Here is a 16,761-nt window from a genome sequence, read left to right as displayed (position 1 = left end):
ACGGCGACATCGACCCCGACGCGGATCCCGACGACCTCGCGTACCTACTGCTGACCGTCATCCGCGGGAGCGATGTCGTGGGCGCGTACGGCCACAGCCCCGACCGCCTGAACTCGATCGCGGAGAGCGCGTTCGCCTTGCTGCCCCGCCCGCGCCACACCTGACAAGGGAACGGCCGGCCTCGTTGCACCAGCATCTGATGCGGCCGGCCCCCTTCGACGCCGCGGAGACACGGCCCGCAGGTTCACGCGCCGCCGTGACCTCGTGTGTCGGCGCGTGCTGTGGCGTTCCGGGGATAATGGACGCTGCTGCCCAAAATGAGGGTCAGGACCCGCTTGCCGATCGTCTGATCAGGGCCGGTGCCGCGTTCGAGGGCAGTACGGAGATCGCCGAGGCTCGCGCCATGGCCCACGACTCCCGCACCTCGGTGCAGGCCGTGCACGGGCTGCCGGTGTCGGCGCGGGCGATGGGCACGATGCAGCTTGGTCGTCAGCGACCCTTGGGGTGCTGCAGGATCGAGTGGAATGCCTCGCCGAAAGCAGTCACCGTCAGACCTTCTGCAATCTTCGGCGGGCGGGCATAAATGTCCCAGGTTTCGGTGAACCGGGCGTGACGTGAGAGGGACTGTGAACCGTTCCGGGATCGGTGGAGGCTCCGGACTGTCCCGAGCCGAATGAGATCGGCTGCAGCCGTAGGCAGATGGTGAAGGCCCAGTCGCTCGCCTGGGTGAAATGGCCGTCGGAGAGAAGCTGTCTGGTGGGTGCTGTGTGGCACTGTGGAGCCGTCCCGCAAGGACAGAGACGCCACCCAGGCCCGCTAAAACCACGGGTGGTGTCCGGTACCGACCTCCAATCGGTGCCAGCGATGCCTCCAGGATGGCCATCCTGGAGGCATTCGTATGCCTGGCTCCGATGCCGGAGGCAGACGTCCTCATCGCGGCTCGACCGAGGTCGATTCCGAGTGCTGTCAGCGGGTTCACAGCCCAATCAACGCCGTCTGACCTGGGCAGACTCGGACCAAAACAGAGGGCGGTTGCCTCTGATCGGCTCCGAGCAGCTCGGTTCGAATCGGGGTCGAATCAGAGCGGTTTCCTCTGACTGCCTCCGGTCGCCTCTGCAACCCGACCTAGCAGGTCACAACCGATACGCCCCACGAAGCCGCAGGTCAGAAAGGTGCGTCAGGAATACCCGGCGTACAGCCCGACTCGTCTGCCGCCACCTGCGGCTTTGCTCACGCTGAGCACGCCGTCCAAGCGGCTGAGGTCGACGAACACGGGCCGGCTGTCGGCGTCCGTGCCTGCCCGGACCAGACAGGCCGTGGAGAGAACAGCGGCTGAGGTCACGCCGCTGTCGCCCGGGACCTGTCGGCCGGGTGCGGCGGCGGGGCGGCGCCGGCGCGTGCTGTCGATGCTCGTCCACCGTGTGCCGGCCGTCGGCGCAGCGCTACGGCCGTACTTGCTGAACTGTCATTCTTTCGCCGTCGCGAAGAAATCGAGGTAGCAGCGCCCGAGTTCGACGGGCGCCTCCAACGGGATGTTGTGCCCCGCCTGCTCGATCACCACAGGTGTGACGTCCACCGCGACCTGAGTCATCTGCTCTCCGGGCTCCGCGGCCAGGTAGGCGCGACCTCCGACGGCCAGCACCGGGCATTCCAGCGGGACGGCGAACTGCGGCCGGTTCTGTTCGGCGTCGGTCTCGGTGGCCCGGTACAGCTCGAACACGGCGTGGTTGCCGCCCGGTTCTTCGAGCCCTCGGGTGTATTCGTCCTCGTCGGCGTCCGTGTAGGCGCTCGGGTCCCACATGGTCCGCCGCATGAAGTACGTCCAGAAGGCGCGCTCCCGGCCGGCGAGCAGCAATTCGGGATAGTGCGGCAGGCTGAACAACGAACGGTGCCAGCCGGTGCGGGGATCCTCGGCGGCGAGCGGCCCGAGGTCGGGGACCCGCAGTCCGGGCAGTCTCGTCTCCTGGAAGACGAGTTGGACGACCTTCGGGCGGTGGAAGGCCGCCACGGCGTAGGCGACGGCCGCACCCCAGTCCTCGCCCACCACGCGGTACCGGTCATGTCCCAGCACTGTCATGAGCGCGGCGATGTCGGCGGCCAGGGTCCGCGTGTCGTACCCGGTCGCCGGACGTCCGGAGCCGCCGAATCCGCGCAGGTCCACCGCGACGACCGTGTAGTGCGGTGTGAGCAGCGGGATGACGTGCCGCCAGAAGAACATGCTCTTCGGCACGCCGTGGAGCAGGACGACCGGGTCGCCACTGCCGCCCGTCGCATAGTGCAGATCGACCCCGTTGACCCGTGGCCGGCCGTGGGCGAGCGGGACGCCGACGTGATCCGTCATCCTTGGCGCTCCGGATCTCGTCATCGCCGCCTCCTCGTATCAGGTTCCCGCCGGCACCAATGGTGCCGATCGGTCGCATTCCACACCGGCCGACGTTTCGCTCGCACCGGGGAGCCACCCCGGTTCGAGGACGTCCCGCTGGAGGGCGGCGTCCAGGAGTCCCGCGACGAGGGGTTCCGCGGCGGTGTGCTCACGGCGCCGGCCGCGGCTGCCGGATCGTCGGTGGATTGCTGTTCGAGTTCGGCGCGCTCACACCGCCTCGCGGCCGCGATCGCCGTCGGGGCGGTGGCCGGGCTGCGGTGTCCGGGTACTGCTCGGCGGCCACCGTTCGGCGGCGCCCGCCACCTAGCAGGCCGGCCGAGCCGGGCGATCCGACTGAGCCGGGCGGAGCCTGGCGGTCGACGGCCCGCTGTCAATCGTCGGAATCGGTGTCACTCAGCTTGCGCCCGATCTGCTTGCGCGACGTGATACCGAGCTTGCGGAAGACCCTGCTCAAATGGAACTCGATGGTCGAGGTGGTGACGAACAACTGGGTGGCGATCTCCGCGTTGGTCAACCCCGACGCGGCCAGCATCGCCACATGACGTTCCTGAGGGGTGAGGTCGAACTGGGTGTCGACCGTGCGCTTGCGTGCGGTCTCCCCGGTTGCCAGCAGCTCCACCCTCGCCCGCTCGGCGAAGGACGCGGCTCCAAAGGACTCGAAAGACTCGTACGCGGCCCGCAGTTGGACCCTGGCGTCGGCGCGACGCCTGCGACGGCGGAGCCATTCGCCGAAGAGCAGGCGCGACCATGCCAGCTCCACGGCCACCGGGACCTTCTCGAGCTGCGAGATCGATTCCTGGTACAGCTGCTCGGCTCCGTCATCGTCGGCCATCAGGGCCTGGCAGCGCGCGAGCAGCCCCCACGCCCATGGGGTTCCGGCCAGCGGAGCGCGCTCCTCCATGCGCTCCATGGCCATGGCGGCGGCCTTCCGGTCGCCGGCCCGCAGCCCGGCCTCGACCATTCCGGCGAGATTGATGTCGCCGAGGACCAACGGGTCGTAGTCGAAGACCGCGAGCAGGGCGTCGAGCGCCTCCCGATACCGTCCGCGACCGATCTCGAAGATGCTCAGGGCCTGGCCGATCCCCCGCCGGTTCAGTACGAGGCCCAGGTTCTCGGCCATGGCGTTCATCGTCGCGACCGCGGCCCGCAGTTCGGCTTCCCGGCCGGTCCAGGCATACAGCAGGGCCTTGTGGAAGTCTCCCGACGCGCTGTACCCGGTCGCGGTCATGTAGTCGTCCGCCTCGTCGTAGCAGCTTTCGGCGGCGGCGAACCGGCCGTCCCAGATCTCCACGGTGGCGAGGGAGACCAACGCGATACCGAGCCCGTAGAGGGCTCCGCGGCCGCGGTCTGCCGTCACCAGCTTCCCGAGGATCTCCCGCTTGGCTTCGATGTCCCACAACTCGTCGCCCGCGATGCCGACCATGGCGCTGAACGTATTCTGCTCCTGGAGTTCGTCGGCGGTACGCAACCGGGTCAGGGCCGCGGCCAGGGCCGGGGCTCCCGCGGCGTAGCCGTAGGCGATCAAGCGCGCCAGTGCCGCCATCAGCGGATCGGGGCTCCAGGCCGGCAACGCCGGTTCGCGCCAGGCGTCGGCGGTGGCCTTGGCGACCTCGAGGGTTGTCGTCCCCGTGATCATCCGGCCGCCCATGATCGCGGCGTACGTCGCCTCGCGCAGCAGCTCCCAGCTCGCCACGGGATCGGTGGTGCCGAGGTCGGCCACCGCGTCCAGCAGCATCGCGGGCACCTCACGGGTGCGGGCACAAACCATCTCGACGGAGGCCCGCAGCCGTATCGCGTGGACCCGGGCGGTCGGACCGGTCAGGTCGGGAGTGGCGAGTTCGAGCAGCGTCCGGACCGCCGGCAGATTGCCGGAGGTAAGGTGTGCCGCCGCCGCGTCGAGATACCGCTCGGCCCGTCTGCCCGGGTGCGCGGTCAGCTCCGCCGCCCGGGTGAGGACCAGGGCCTGTTCGGAGTATCCGCCACGCGTCTGGGCCAGTTCGGAGGCGGCTTCGAGCTGTGCGGCCACGCCGTCGTCCGGACTGATGGCCGCCTCGGCCAGATGCCAGGCCCGGCGCTCGGGAGCGCTCGTGGCGGCCAGTGCCGCCTGGACACCGCGTCGCTCCTCGGCGGACGCGGCCGAGTGGACCGCCGACCGGATCAGCGGGTGGCGGAACTCGGCGACGATCCCGCGGTTCAGTATCCCCGCGGCGATCGCGGGCGTGGCCGACCGGATGGACAGCCCCAGGGCGCCGGCGGCGCGCCACAGCGTGGCCTGGTCGTCCGTCGGCGTCGTGGCCATGAGCAGCAGCAGGGTCTGGGTGTCGGCGGGCAGCAGCGCCGCCGCCTGCCGGAAGTGTTCTTCCAGCTGCCGGTTCACCGGTAGCGGCTCGGGTAGGGGTGTGATCCCGGCCAGCTGCTCCGAGCCCAGGTTCACGGCCAGTTCCAGAAGCGCGAGCGGGTTGCCTCCGGTGCCGGCCACGAGCCGCTCGGCGACGGCCTGGTCGAGGTGCCCGGTCACAGCGTCGGTCAGCAGGGCCCGGGCCTCCACGTCCGCGAGTCCCTCCAGCCGGAGTGCGGGCAGGGCGCCGAAGACGTCGTGGACGCCGGTCCCGTCACGCCCGGCGAACAGCAGCCCGAGGCAGTCCGCGTACAGGCGTCGGCCCACGAACGCCAGGGTCTCCGCCGACTCGCGGTCCAGCCACTGCACGTCGTCGACCAGGCAGAGCATCGGCGCCGCCGTGGCCGCGTCCGAGAGCAGCGTCAGCGCGGCCAATCCGACCAGATGGCGGTCGGACGGCGAAGCATCGGTCAGCCCGAACGCGGCGTTCAGGGCGTCACGCTGGCGCTGCGGCAGAGCCGACAGCCGGCCGAGGTAGGGCAGCATGAGCCGGTGCAGGGCGCCATAGCCCAGTCGTGTCTCGGCCTCCACGCCGACCAGCCTGACGACTGTCAGGTCCGCGGCCGACTCGGCGGCGTACTCCAGAAGCCGGGATTTGCCGACTCCCGCGTCGCCGGTGAGCACCAGGACGCCACTGAAGCCGTCACGGACCGATTCGAGCAGTCTTCCGATCGCCTCACGCTCCGCGTGCCGACCGACCATCGGCGGCCCCGCCGCGTGGTGAACCCCGGACCACATCATGAGATCTCCTTTCGCGATGCTCTGCCCGGTTCAGACGGTGGGCGCGCCGCAACAGGCCAAGTCGTCGAGGGCGGCGACGGCAGCCAGGTCCCTTGGCGACGTGCTCGGCGACTTGATGCTTCATTCGCGTGGCTGACATCTCGCCACCAGGCAAAACAGGCACGGTCCCCCCGGGATTGGTGTGCTCTTTTCCGGCGTCCGAGCCGTCGGGGAAGGCTGAATGCCGTCGATTGACGGTAAGCGGGTCGGAGTGTGCAAAGCGTGCCGAGAAGGTGAACACCCCGTCGGGCGAGCGTTCACCCCGGTCTGGAACCCCACGCGCCGGTACGCCGACGGGCGCTGTGCGAGCGCGGGGCCCACCCCACGTCCCAGGCGGTGAACCCAAAGCTGTGGAGAAGCCGGACAGGCCCCGTCCGCCTCGTCAGTACCCCCACACAGCCGGGTGGTCCGCCAGCAGGCTTCGTGCTGTTCGCTGTAGCCCCTGAGTACGGCGGAGTGCGGCCGCCGCTCCCCGCGTACGTGTGCTCTCGACCGCGGAGGGATGCCTCGGCGTCGGGTCATGTGTCGTCGGGGCGCCGGAGCTTGTCGCGTACGTGCTCGGCATCGGGGTGCGCGATGGCCTCAAGGATCTCCAGTGCCTGCTGCCAGGCGCCCGCCGCCCGCTCCTGGGAGCCGTCGGCCTCCCACGCGTCACCGATGTGGACGAGAGTGTCCGCTTCCAGGTAGTCGTCGTGGATCTCGCGGTATGCCGTCAACGCGTGTTCGTAGCAGGTGAGGGCCTGCTGATACTGGCCGAGGTGGTGACGGGCGTAGCCGAGGCTGTCCCAGGCGGCGGCCTCCCCGTTGCGGTCGCCGAGTTGCTGGTTCATGGTGATCGCCCGTTGGCAGTCGGCCAGGGCTTCCTCGTACGCGCCGAGCAGAATGTGGGTCCAGCCGACCTCGTTGAAGATGCCTGCCTGTCCGCTGCGATGACCGGCCGCCTCGTACAGCGAGTGCGCCTCGCGGTAGTGGTCGAGTGCCTCGTGGTGATGGCCTTGGCGGTTGGCCTGGAAGGCCAGGTAGCGGTGGACGCGCCCCTGGCCGGGCAAGTCGCCGATGGCGGCGAACAGTTCCAGCGCGGTGGACAGGTGTCCGCGTGCCTCGGCGGGGCGCTCCAGACGCCCGTTCACGAAGCCCAGCGCCCGGTGCGCGTGAGCGCGTCCCGAGAGATCGCCCAGTTCCTCGGCCGCGTGCAACGCCGCCGCCTGAACGGCTAGTTGGTCCTGCCACCGGCCATGCCGGTCGAGGAAGAGTTCCAGTGTCGCGGCCAGCTGCCAGCAGTGGACGCCGAAGCCGGATCGGGCCGCCTCCTGCACGGCTGCGAGGAGGACCGGTCGCTCGGAGTTCAGCCAGCTCGCCGCTTTCTCCTGGCTGTCGAACGCCACCGGACTGGCCCCGGCGGCGACCCGCGGTGACAGGGCGAGACGTTCCCGGTGGGGTGCGAGCAGGCTGTCGGCCCGGTGAGCGGTGTGCAGGAGGTGGTCGAGCAGCCGGTGCCGTGCGGCGTCCCGCTCCTCGAGGGCGTCGTGTGATTCGGCCAGTTCCGCGGCGTAGATCCGCAGCAGTTCGTGTGAACCGAAGCGGCCCGGGGACCGCTGGGTGAGCAGATGCGCGCCGACCGATTCGGCGAGGAGAGGGCGTACGTCTTTGAGCGGTAGGCCCAGCAGAACCGCCGCGGTCGCGGTGGACGCGTCGGGGCCGGGATGGATCGCCAGGAGACGGAACAGTCTCGCCGCACCTGGTGTGAGAGCGTCGTAGGACCACGAGAACGCCGTACGGGGGTCGGTGGCGGGGTCATCGTTGGCGAAGCCGGCGAGGCTGCCGCGGGTCTCGCGCAGGTCCTCGGCGATGGACGAGAGGCTCCGGCCCGGCTGCACCGCGGCACGGGCACTGACGATGGCCAGTGTCAACGGCAGGGAGCCGCACAGTGCGACGATCTCGTCGGCGGCGGTCGGCTCCTCGGCGACCCGCTTCGTGCCGAGTCGCCTGATGAGGAACTCCCTGGACTCCGCGGCCGTCAGGAGGTCGAGCGAGAGGGGATGGGCGCCGTCCGCGACGACCAGTCCGTGCAGGTGGTTGCGGCTCGTGATGACGATCAGGCATCCGGCGGAGCCCGGCAGGAGCGGGCGGACCTGCTCCGTGTCGCGCGCATTGTCCAGCAGCACCAGGACTCGGTGGCCGGCCAGCAGACTCCGGTAGAGGGCGGTCTGGGCGTCAAGGCCGGCCGGTACGCGGTGCGCGGGGACGCCCAGGGCATCGAGAAAGCCGCGGATCACCTCCGCGGGATCCGCGATCGAACCCGACGGGTCGAAGCCGCGCAGGTCGGCATACAGCTGGCCGTCGGGAAAGCGGTGGGCGATCCGGTGGGCCCAGTGCACCGCCAGGCTGGTCTTGCCGACGCCCGCCATGCCGCCGATCGCGCTGATCACCACGGCGTTCGGCCGATCGTCCGACGGAGACAAGAGGGCGTCAACCCGGTCCAGTTCGGCGCGACGGCCGGTGAACATCACCAGGTCGGGCGGGAGTTGTGCGGGGCGGGCCCACGTCGCGCCGTCTGCCGCCTCGCCGGTGGAGGTTTCCGGCACGCGGGCGCCGCCGTACGACGGTTGGGGTGCGTCGTTCTCGGCACTGCTCCGAGCACTGCCCGCGGGTCCCGACGGGCCCGGCGGTGTGGAGGCGGTGCCGCGCGGCAAGTGCTGTTCGGCGGCCAGAAGTTCCGGGCCCGGGTCCAGACCCAGCTCATCGACGAGCCGCGTACTGACGTCCCGATAGGCGTTCCATGCCTCGGCCCGGTGTCCGGTCGCCGCGAGCGCTGTGACGAGACTCGCGTGGAGCACCTCGTCCAAGGGGTGGGCCGCGGCCGTCTGTCTGAGGATCGGCAGCAACTGCCCGGCGAGTGCCGGTCCGGCTTCGAGGGCCACCGCGGCGGCTTCCTTCACCGCAGCCGGATACTCCCGGTCCACCGACGCGAAGGCGGGGTGCGCGCGCACTTCCGGCGCGATCCCCGACGCCGTGGGGCCGCGCCACAGGGCGAGTGCCTCGAGCAGTGACGCGGCGGCTCGGGCAGGGTCGCCCAGATCCCGGGCCGCACTCGCCTCGTCACGCAGGGCACGGAACCGCTGGAGGTCGAGCTCCCCTGCGCCGAGTATCAGGCGGTAGCCTCCGGAGCCACGTACGAGTCGGCTGGACGTCGTCTGTCCGGACGGATCCGCGTCCAACATCCCGCGCAGGGCTCCCACATGACGGCTCAGCACATTGACGGAGCTGACCGGCGCGTTCTCGCCCCACAGCACATCGACGATCTCGTGGACGGGAACGGGCTCCCCCGCCCGCGTCAGGAGCAGGGCCAGCAGGGCTCGCCGCTTGGGCGGCCCCGGGGTCAGCTCCCTTTCGCCTCGCCAGGCTCCGACGGGCCCCAACACCGTGAAACGCACAGTTCGGAGTCTATGACGTCGGCAATGCGCACCGACCGACCTCGATCATTTCCGGTCTTGACCATTCCCCGCCCTGCGGTTCTTTCGCGCCGATGGTCACTTCAGACGCATCCATCGGTAACCGCCGGACTCCTACGCTGCCCCCACCACACCGAGCCGGACCGAGCAGCGGTACCCGGCACGACGGACGGAGTCTCCACATGATCGAGTCGGCGGTGCGCCTGCTGGCCGGACAGGTCGACCCGGCACGGCTTCGACGCGATGTCGAGGTCCTGGCGGCGGGCCCACGCAGCCGTATGCGCGCGCCGGAAGCCATGGCCGAGGCGGAGCGCCATGTGACGGAGGAGTTGTCGGCCGCCGGATGGCAGGTCGAGCGACAGCCGTTCGACCTGCGGTGGCAGCCAGGTGCGACCGACCGGCAAGGGCACCGGCTCCTTCCTCTCAAGCTGCGCCTGCATCGGCGGCTGACCGGCGCCAACCTGCTCGCGCGACTCCCCGGGCACCCGCAGCGGCCGACCGTGCTGATCGGCGCGCACCTGGACTCCGTGGACGGAAGCCCAGGAGCCGACGACAACGCCTCCGGTGTGGCGGTCCTGCTGGAGGCCGCCCGGCTGCTCGGCGCGCTGGAAGAGCCGCCGCCCGTCACCCTCATGTGCTTCGACATGGAGGAACTGGGACTGATCGGCTCGCGGTACGCCGCCCGGCAGTTCACCGACCGACAGGGGCAGGTGGCGGGCATGATCTGTCTGGAGTCGGTCGGGTACTTCGCACCTGAGCCGGGTGGTCAGCGGCTGCCCGCAGGCTTCGGTCTGGCCTTTCCGTCGGCCTCCCGCGAGGTCCGTGCGAACCGCTTCCGCGGCGACTTCACCCTCGTGGTCCACCGGCGTTCCACACAGGGTGCCGCCGCTCTGTGGCAGCGTGCGGCCGGGTGCGTGGGTCCGGCACTGCCCGCCCTCCCGTCGATCGCCCTCCGTGACCGCCGTCCCGAAGGGCCGTCGGGTCTGCTCATCGGCCTGCTGGTACCACCGGCGAATCATCTCGGGCGCAGCGACCACGCCTCGTTCTGGAACCGCCGGATCCCGGCGCTCATGCTGACCAGCACCGCCAACTTCCGTAATCGGCACTACCACCGCCCCACGGACACGGCGGACCTCCTCGACTACGACCGGCTGGCCGCGGTCACCGCCGCGACCGCGGCCACAGCGCTGCACTGGCCCCGCGGGTGAGAGAACGTCATGGTGAGGGGCGACGTGCACCCTGTGGTCATCCGTCCCGTCCGCGGCCGTCCGACCTCGACCCCGCACGACCGGCCGTCGCCCTGCGGGCCGGGGTACTGTGAGCTGGGGGAAGGTCCCTGACGGCACAGCTGGAACGCGCATCGGTCGCGGGCGGTGAGGGCGGGTCGGGGCCTCGGGACGGGGGGATTCATGACCATGGTGCTCGACGCGTTCAGCAGGGCAACGGCAGGTACGGGCACCGGCTCGCGCTTCGCCGGGCATCGTGCTCGGCCGACCGCCGTATGAAGCACCCGGCCGAACCGCGGAGACCGTCAGCCAGGCCCACGACCGGTCCTTCCGGCGGGCGGGAGCTCCGACCCCCGGGGGAGACGGTGCACTTCGCCGTGCTCGGTCCGGTACGCGCCTGGCGGGCCGATGTCGAGCTGCGCCTGGGGCCCCCGCAGCAGCAGGCGTTCGCGGCGTTGCTGCTGGCGAACGCCGGCCGGCCCGTCACCGTCGCGGAAGTCGTCGACATGCTGTGGGGGCGGGATTCGCCGCCGAGCGCGGTCAATGTCGTACGCCGCTATGTGGGCTCGCTGCGCCGCGTGCTGGAGCCGGGGCTGCCCCGGATGGCGACCGGGAGATGGCTGCTCCGAGAGGGCGGCGGATACCGGCTGAACGTCGGCGTCACCGCACTCGACCTGCTGCGCTTCCGTGACCTGCGTACGCGGGCGCGGGCGGCCGACCAAGCGGACGGTTCCGCGTACGCCCTCGAGTTGTATGCGCAGGCCCTGGCGCTGTGGCGCGGTCACGCGGCGGCCGGGATACCGGCGCAGGCTCGCAGCCACCCCGTGTTCGCGGGTCTCGACGGCGAGCGTCTGGCCACGGTCAAGGAGGCCGCCGACACGGCCCTGCGCTGCGGCCGCGCGGAACCGGTGCTGGCCCAACTGCAGGGCCTGGCGGACAACCATCCCCTTGACGAACCGCTGCACAGCCGGCTGATCAGGGCGCTGACGCTGACGGGCCAGCAGGCCCAGGCCTTGGAGACCTATCAGAGAATCCGGGTGCTGCTGGCCGAGGAACTGGGCGTCGAGCCCTCCTCCGAGTTGCTGGCCGCTCACCGCGAAGTGCTGAGTGCGCGGACCGCACCCACCTCCCCGACGCCCTCCGCGGCCTCGGACAGTGAGGGCTCGACCGGTCGGCCCGCTGCTCCCGAGACGGCCTCCCCGGCTCGTGACGACCTACTCGTTCCACTGCCCCGGCCGGCCCAACTCCCGGCCCTTTACGAACACTTCGCAGGCCGTGAGGCCGAGATCGACCACATGCTGCGCCGCCTTCCGGCCGTCCCGGGCCAGGGTGGACCCGGGACCACCATGGTGATCAACGCGATCGGCGGCATGGCCGGAGTGGGCAAGACCACCTTGGCCGTCCAGGTGGCCCATCGAGTGACGGACCGCTTCCCGGACGGCCAGCTCTACGTCAATCTGCGGGGGTTCGATCTCCACGGCGCGGCCATGGACCCGGCGGAAGCCGTACGCGGCTTCCTCGAGGCCCTGGGAGTCAGCCGCAAGCAGATGCCCGACAGCCTGGAAGCCCAGGCGGCTCTGTACCGAAGCCTCCTCGCGGACCGACGCGTCCTGGTCCTGCTGGACAACGCGCGCGACGCCGACCAGGTACGTCCGCTGCTGCCCGGAGCCGCCGGCTGCCTGGTCCTGATCACCAGTCGCAATCAGCTGACGAGCCTGGTGGTGGCCGGCGGCGCACACCCCCTCACCCTCGACCTACTGTCTCCGAAAGACGCCAGGCAGTCACTCGTACGACGTCTAGGGGCCGACCGGGTGGCCGCCGAACCCGCTGCCGTCGACACGATCGTCTCCCTCTGCGGCGGGCTGCCACTGGCGCTGTCCATCATCACGGCCCGCGCCCTGATGAACCCGACGTTCCCCTTGTCCGGCATCGCAGCGGAACTCATGGAGGCGAACGGAAGCCTCGACGCCTTCGACGGCCTCGATGCGACGACAGATGTGCGGACGGTGTTCGGCTGGTCGTACCGCACGCTGACCGGCGAAGCGGCCAGGCTGTTCCGGCTCCTGTCCCTGCATCCCGGGCCGGACATCGGGACACACGCGGCCGCCGCACTCGCGGACCGCCCGACCGGCCGGGTCCGTTCCCTGCTGGGCGAACTGACGCGCACGCACCTCCTCACCGAGGAGGCCCCGGGCCGATACCGCTTCCACGACCTCCTGCGCGCGTATGCGAACGAACTCGCCCGTGCCGAGGACGGCGAGGGGGACAGTGAGGAGGAACGGCGCGACGCCCTGCGCCGCATGTTCGATCACTATCTGCTCACCGCGTACGCCAGCGCCCCCCTTCTCGATCCGGCGGGTGTCTTCCCTTCACCGCCCCCGTCACCGGAGACCACGGGGACCCCGGTGGTCCTGAGGGACGCCGAGTCCGCCCTCGGCTGGTTCAGTGCGGAGCGGCTCGTCCTGCTGGAAGTGGCGCGGCAGTCGGTGGACGAAGGGTTCGGCGGCCACGCGTGGCAACTGGCACGGCTGCTGGACCCGGTGCACGAACGGTTCGGGCACTGGCACGACTGGGCGGACCTCCAGCGCATCGCCCTCGCCGCGGCCCAGCAGCTCGCCGACCCCGTCGGCATGGCGCATGCCCACGGTGGCCTCGGGCGCGCCTGTTCACTGCTCCGCCGCTATGCCGAGGCCGAAGACCACCTGCGCCACGCCCTGTCCCTGTTCGAGGCGCTGGGCGACGACCTCAGCCAGGCACACACACGACGCGCTCTCGGCTGGGTGATGACCCGCACCGAGAGGCACGGTGAGGCGATACGGCAGACCCGGCACGCCCTGGACCTGTACCGCATCGCCGGACATCCGAGCGGGCAGGCGGACGCGATGAACGCGATCGCCTGGTACCAAGCGGTACTCGGCGACTACGACGAGGCCATGGCCAACGCCGTAGGGTCGCTTTCTCTGTACCGACGGATGAGCGACCGAGGCGGTCCGAACGAGGCCAACGCCTGGGACACCCTTGCCTACGCCCATCATCATCTGGGCAACTTCAGGCGGGCGCACACCTGTTACCTGCGAGCCATCGGCATGCTGCGCAGGAACGGCGACCGTTACAACGAGGCCGGCAGCCTCACCCGGCTCGGCGACACCCACGCGGCGACCGGCGACGACGCGGCCGCTCGTGCGGTGTGGGCGCAGGCGGCGGACATCCTCACGGAGATCGATCCCCCGTGGGCGGCCGAGGTGCGGGCGAAGCTTCAGACCGTGTGGGAGGGACCCCCGGCCGTACGCACCGAACGTCGCTCCTTCTCCCAGGGAGAGCCGTCAGAAGGGCGCTGAACCCGTTCGTGTGCGACCGCATGAACGACCTGCGGCGGTTCGGTCAGCAGGTTTCGGGCCCTTGCCTCCATGGCGCTGTCGAGGCCGGTCTGCCGTTCGTGGTGCTGCGCCAGGTGTTCTGACCACGACCGGACGAGGAACGTTTCGAAAAGGCGGTCGGGGGATGCGGTGTCCGCGTAGAGGCCCCAACTGAACGCGCCGGTGCGCTGCCGCGACCGTCCGACGTGGTCCATCTCGGCCAGGAAGGCAGCCGTGTTCCCCGGTCGGACCCGGTACTCGACGATCACCGGTGTCGTGCTGTCGGCGGTCGCGGCGTCGTGCAGCGGCCATCGGACGTGAGCGAGCGCGGCCAGGACAAGGGAGGCTGCCGCCGCGGTGAGCGCGGGCCGTACCCCCGCCCGCTGCGCGACGGCTCCCCACAGCAGCGATCCGACTGCCTGGCAGCCCTGGAAGGCGAGCAGGTAGAACGCGAGGCCCCGCGCCCGCACCCAGGCGGGCAACGTCAGCTGCAGCGACGCGTTGAGCGTGGTCAGGACCCCGATCCAGGCGATGCCGCCGCCGACGAGTGCGACAGCCGCGATCCACGCAGAGCGGGTGAGGGTCAGGGCGGCGATGACCGCGGCGTAGCCGAGGATCGACGCTGTGAGCGTCCGTCGCCGCCGAGCCGACGGGTCAGTGGCCGCAGAAGAAGCGACCCCGCTACGGCTCCGACCCCCACTGCGCCGAGAAGCGCGCCGTAGCCGGGTGCGCCGAGCCCCAGTTCCGTCTTGGCGACCACCGGCAACAGGGCCCACAGTGCGACCGCTCCCGGGATGAACAGCGCTGCGAACAGGATCAGACGCCGTACTCGAGGCGCGTTGCGGACGTAACGACTGCCTGCTGCCGGCGCGCCTCGGATGTGCGGTGTTCTGACGCGGCCCGCACCGGGGTCCACCCCAGTCCGAGGCGGCCGTCGGTGGGCCCGTCCCACTGGGGTGGGGCCCCGGTGCGAACGCTGCTCACGCGGTGCTGTCCTGACGTGGCCGGCGATCACGGTTTGCGCGGCGAGGAGCGCTGAGGCCGTCGGCAGCGGACGGGCCGGGCCACCGACGGCCACCGGCCACTCGACACCTTCGATCCCTGCTTCAGCTGAACACCTTCACCCCGGAATCCGACCCCGATTCTTCCCCTGAACCGAAAGGCGACCCGACTCCCATGTCTCCCGAACTCCTGCCTCCGACCGGCCGCCGCGGATTCCTCAAAGGCGCTGCCGGCGCCCTCGCCGTCCCGGCCGCCGCGACCCTCGTCGGGGGCGTGCTGGCCGAGCCCGCCCACGCCGACGAGGGCGGCCTGCCCGACTTCGCGCCGATCCCGGCCTCCTCGGCCGGGCCCAAGATGAACACGGACGGCTACCACGTGGGCCGGATCGCCGGAAACCTGTACTGGGTCACCGACTCCTACTACCAGTCCATGTTCCTGACGACCACGCGGGGCGTCGTCCTCGTCGACGCGCCGCCGACCATCGGGCACAACCTGCTGCGCGCGATCGACGACATCACCCGGGTCAACGGCCGGCCGAGCAAGGTGACCCACCTGGTCTACTCGCACTCGCACGCCGACCACATCGGCGCCGCCGGTCTGTTCGGAACCGACGTCGTCCGGATCTCGCACGCCGCGACGGCCGGCCTGCTGGCCCGCGCGGCGGACCCCAACCGTCCGCTGCCGACGGTCACGTTCCACGACAAGTACCAGCTCAAGGTCGGTGGTGAAACCCTGCACCTGGCGTACCACGGGCCCAACCACTCCCCGGACAACATCTTCGTCTACGCGCCCGAATACGCCACCCTGATGCTGGTCGACGTCCTGTACCCCGGGTGGGTGCCGTTCAAGAACCTCGCGGTCTCCCAGGACATCCCCGACTGGATCAAGGCCCAGAGGATCGCGATGGACTACCCCTGGCGGACGTTCGTCGGCGGTCATCTCGGGCGGCTCGGAGTCCGCGCGGACGGCGCCCTGCAGATCCAGTACATGGACGATCTGGAGGCCAGTACCCGGTCCGCGATCGCCTCCGTCGACCCGAGCCCGTTCTTCGACAAGTACTACGCGCAGGGGAACTCGTGGGCGATCTTCAAGACCTTCCTCGACGCGGTCGCCGACACCGCGGCCGCCCCGGTGACCGCGAAGTACACCGGCGTCCTCGCCGCCGCCGACGTCTTCACGAAGGACAACGCCTGGACCCTGCTGGAGTCCCTGCGGATCGACGCGGGTGTCCTCGGGCCGTTCGGCGTCCACCCCTGAACCACTGGGGCGCCACCCCGGTGCGAGAGCACCGGGGTTCCCGGTTTCGTGTGCGCATACCCGGTCAGGACACCCACACAAGAGAGGCCCAGCCATGACCGTCCCGCTTCCCGTGATCTTCGTCCACGGACTCTGGCTGCACAGCACCTCCTGGCGGCCGTGGCTCGATCTGTTCCGCGAGGAGGGCTACGACCCGTCCGCGCCCGGGTGGCCCGGCGACCCCGACACCGTCGAGGAGGCGCGCCAGAACCCCGAGAGCATCGCCGGCCACGGCATCGACGACGTCGTCGAGCACTACGCGGCACTGATCGCGGACCTGCCCGTGCGGCCCATCGTGATCGGTCACTCCTTCGGCGGGATGATCGCGCAGAAGCTGCTCGGCCAGGACCGCGCCGCCGCCGCGGTCGCGATCGACGCCGCACAGATCAAGGGCGTTCTGCCCCTGCCGCTGTCCGCACTGAGGGCGACGTTCCCGGTCTTCAAGAACCCGGCCAACAAGCACCGGTCGGTCTCGCTGACCGCGGAGCAGTTCCGGTTCGCGTTCGGCAACGCCATCTCGGAGGAGGAATCGACGGCCCTGTACGAGCGGTGGACCATCCCCGCGCCGGGCAAGCCGCTGTACGAGGCCGCCTCCGCCAACTTCAACCCTCACTCGCCGGCGAAGGTCGACACGCAGAACAGTGGTCGCGGTCCGCTGCTGCTGATCTCCGGCGGCAAGGACCACACGGTGCCCGAGACCGTCACCCGGGCCACCCTCAAGCAGTACCGGCACTCCGAGGCCGTCACCGACATCACCAACTTCCCCGACCGCGGGCACTCCCTGACGATCGACGACGGCTGGCGCGAGGTCGCGGACACCGTTCTCACCTGGCTGCGGCAGCAGGTTCTGGAGACCGGGCGATGACCT

The 16,761-nt window shown here is 70.6% G+C and carries 8 protein-coding genes and 2 pseudogenes; 5 read left to right on the top strand and 5 right to left on the bottom strand.

What is annotated here, in order from left to right:
- Positions 1-164, top strand: a pseudogene (locus ABZ464_RS02145) (TetR/AcrR family transcriptional regulator); the annotation flags it as partial.
- Between the two features lie 1,301 nt (positions 165-1,465).
- Here the strand turns inward: ABZ464_RS02145 and ABZ464_RS02140 are convergent.
- From ABZ464_RS02140 to ABZ464_RS02130, 3 genes are all read right to left on the bottom strand, one after another.
- Positions 1,466-2,341, bottom strand: coding sequence for an alpha/beta hydrolase (locus tag ABZ464_RS02140; protein ID WP_359269578.1), 876 nt, complete (start codon positions 2,339-2,341; stop codon positions 1,466-1,468).
- 412 nt (positions 2,342-2,753) lie between these two features.
- Positions 2,754-5,522, bottom strand: a complete 2,769-nt coding sequence (locus ABZ464_RS02135) for an AAA family ATPase (protein ID WP_359269575.1) — start codon at positions 5,520-5,522, stop codon at positions 2,754-2,756.
- 557 nt (positions 5,523-6,079) lie between these two features.
- Positions 6,080-8,995 (bottom strand): BTAD domain-containing putative transcriptional regulator, encoded by a 2,916-nt coding sequence (locus ABZ464_RS02130; RefSeq protein ID WP_359269572.1) that lies wholly within the window; start codon positions 8,993-8,995, stop codon positions 6,080-6,082.
- 200 nt (positions 8,996-9,195) lie between these two features.
- Between ABZ464_RS02130 and ABZ464_RS02125 the strand changes: the two genes are divergently transcribed.
- Together ABZ464_RS02125 and ABZ464_RS02120 are read left to right on the top strand one after the other, a co-directional pair.
- Positions 9,196-10,221, top strand: coding sequence for a M28 family peptidase (locus tag ABZ464_RS02125; RefSeq protein ID WP_359269569.1), 1,026 nt, complete (start codon positions 9,196-9,198; stop codon positions 10,219-10,221).
- 383 nt (positions 10,222-10,604) lie between these two features.
- Complete coding sequence (locus ABZ464_RS02120) at positions 10,605-13,577, top strand: BTAD domain-containing putative transcriptional regulator (RefSeq protein WP_359269566.1); 2,973 nt, start codon at positions 10,605-10,607, stop codon at positions 13,575-13,577.
- Here ABZ464_RS02120 and ABZ464_RS02115 read toward each other — a convergent pair.
- A pseudogene (locus tag ABZ464_RS02115) lies at positions 13,496-14,215 on the bottom strand (MFS transporter); the annotation flags it as partial. The gene ABZ464_RS02120 and the pseudogene ABZ464_RS02115 overlap by 82 nt on opposite strands.
- Complete coding sequence (locus ABZ464_RS02110; protein WP_359269563.1) at positions 14,179-14,511, bottom strand: MFS transporter; 333 nt, start codon at positions 14,509-14,511, stop codon at positions 14,179-14,181. The gene ABZ464_RS02110 and the pseudogene ABZ464_RS02115, both read right to left, overlap by 37 nt.
- Before the next feature lie 260 nt (positions 14,512-14,771).
- On the opposite strand from ABZ464_RS02110, the gene ABZ464_RS02105 reads away from it, so the two are divergent.
- The gene (locus tag ABZ464_RS02105; protein WP_359269560.1) at positions 14,772-15,854 is read left to right on the top strand and encodes an MBL fold metallo-hydrolase; all 1,083 of its coding nucleotides are present in this window, start codon (positions 14,772-14,774) and stop codon (positions 15,852-15,854) included.
- 94 nt (positions 15,855-15,948) lie between these two features.
- On the top strand, positions 15,949-16,758 hold the full coding sequence (locus ABZ464_RS02100) for an alpha/beta fold hydrolase (protein WP_359269558.1): 810 nt from the start codon (positions 15,949-15,951) through the stop codon (positions 16,756-16,758).
- Positions 16,759-16,761 lie beyond the last annotated feature (3 nt).

Source organism: Streptomyces sp. NPDC005820, assembly GCF_040630255.1.
In the GTDB taxonomy this organism is placed as follows: Bacteria; Actinomycetota; Actinomycetes; order Streptomycetales; family Streptomycetaceae; genus Streptomyces.
The sequence above is the reverse complement of the archived record's forward strand: the minus strand, read 5'-3'. Positions and strand labels throughout refer to the sequence as shown.

Excerpts from the sequence above, each read along its gene's own strand:
- ABZ464_RS02140 (WP_359269578.1), bottom strand. The coding sequence starts at position 2,341 with ATGACGGATCACGTCGGCGTCCCGCTCGCCCACGGCCGGCCACGGGTC.
- ABZ464_RS02135 (WP_359269575.1), bottom strand. The coding sequence starts at position 5,522 with ATGATGTGGTCCGGGGTTCACCACGCGGCGGGGCCGCCGATGGTCGGT.
- ABZ464_RS02125 (WP_359269569.1), top strand. The coding sequence starts at position 9,196 with ATGATCGAGTCGGCGGTGCGCCTGCTGGCCGGACAGGTCGACCCGGCA.
- ABZ464_RS02105 (WP_359269560.1), top strand. The coding sequence starts at position 14,772 with ATGTCTCCCGAACTCCTGCCTCCGACCGGCCGCCGCGGATTCCTCAAA.
- ABZ464_RS02100 (WP_359269558.1), top strand. The coding sequence starts at position 15,949 with ATGACCGTCCCGCTTCCCGTGATCTTCGTCCACGGACTCTGGCTGCAC.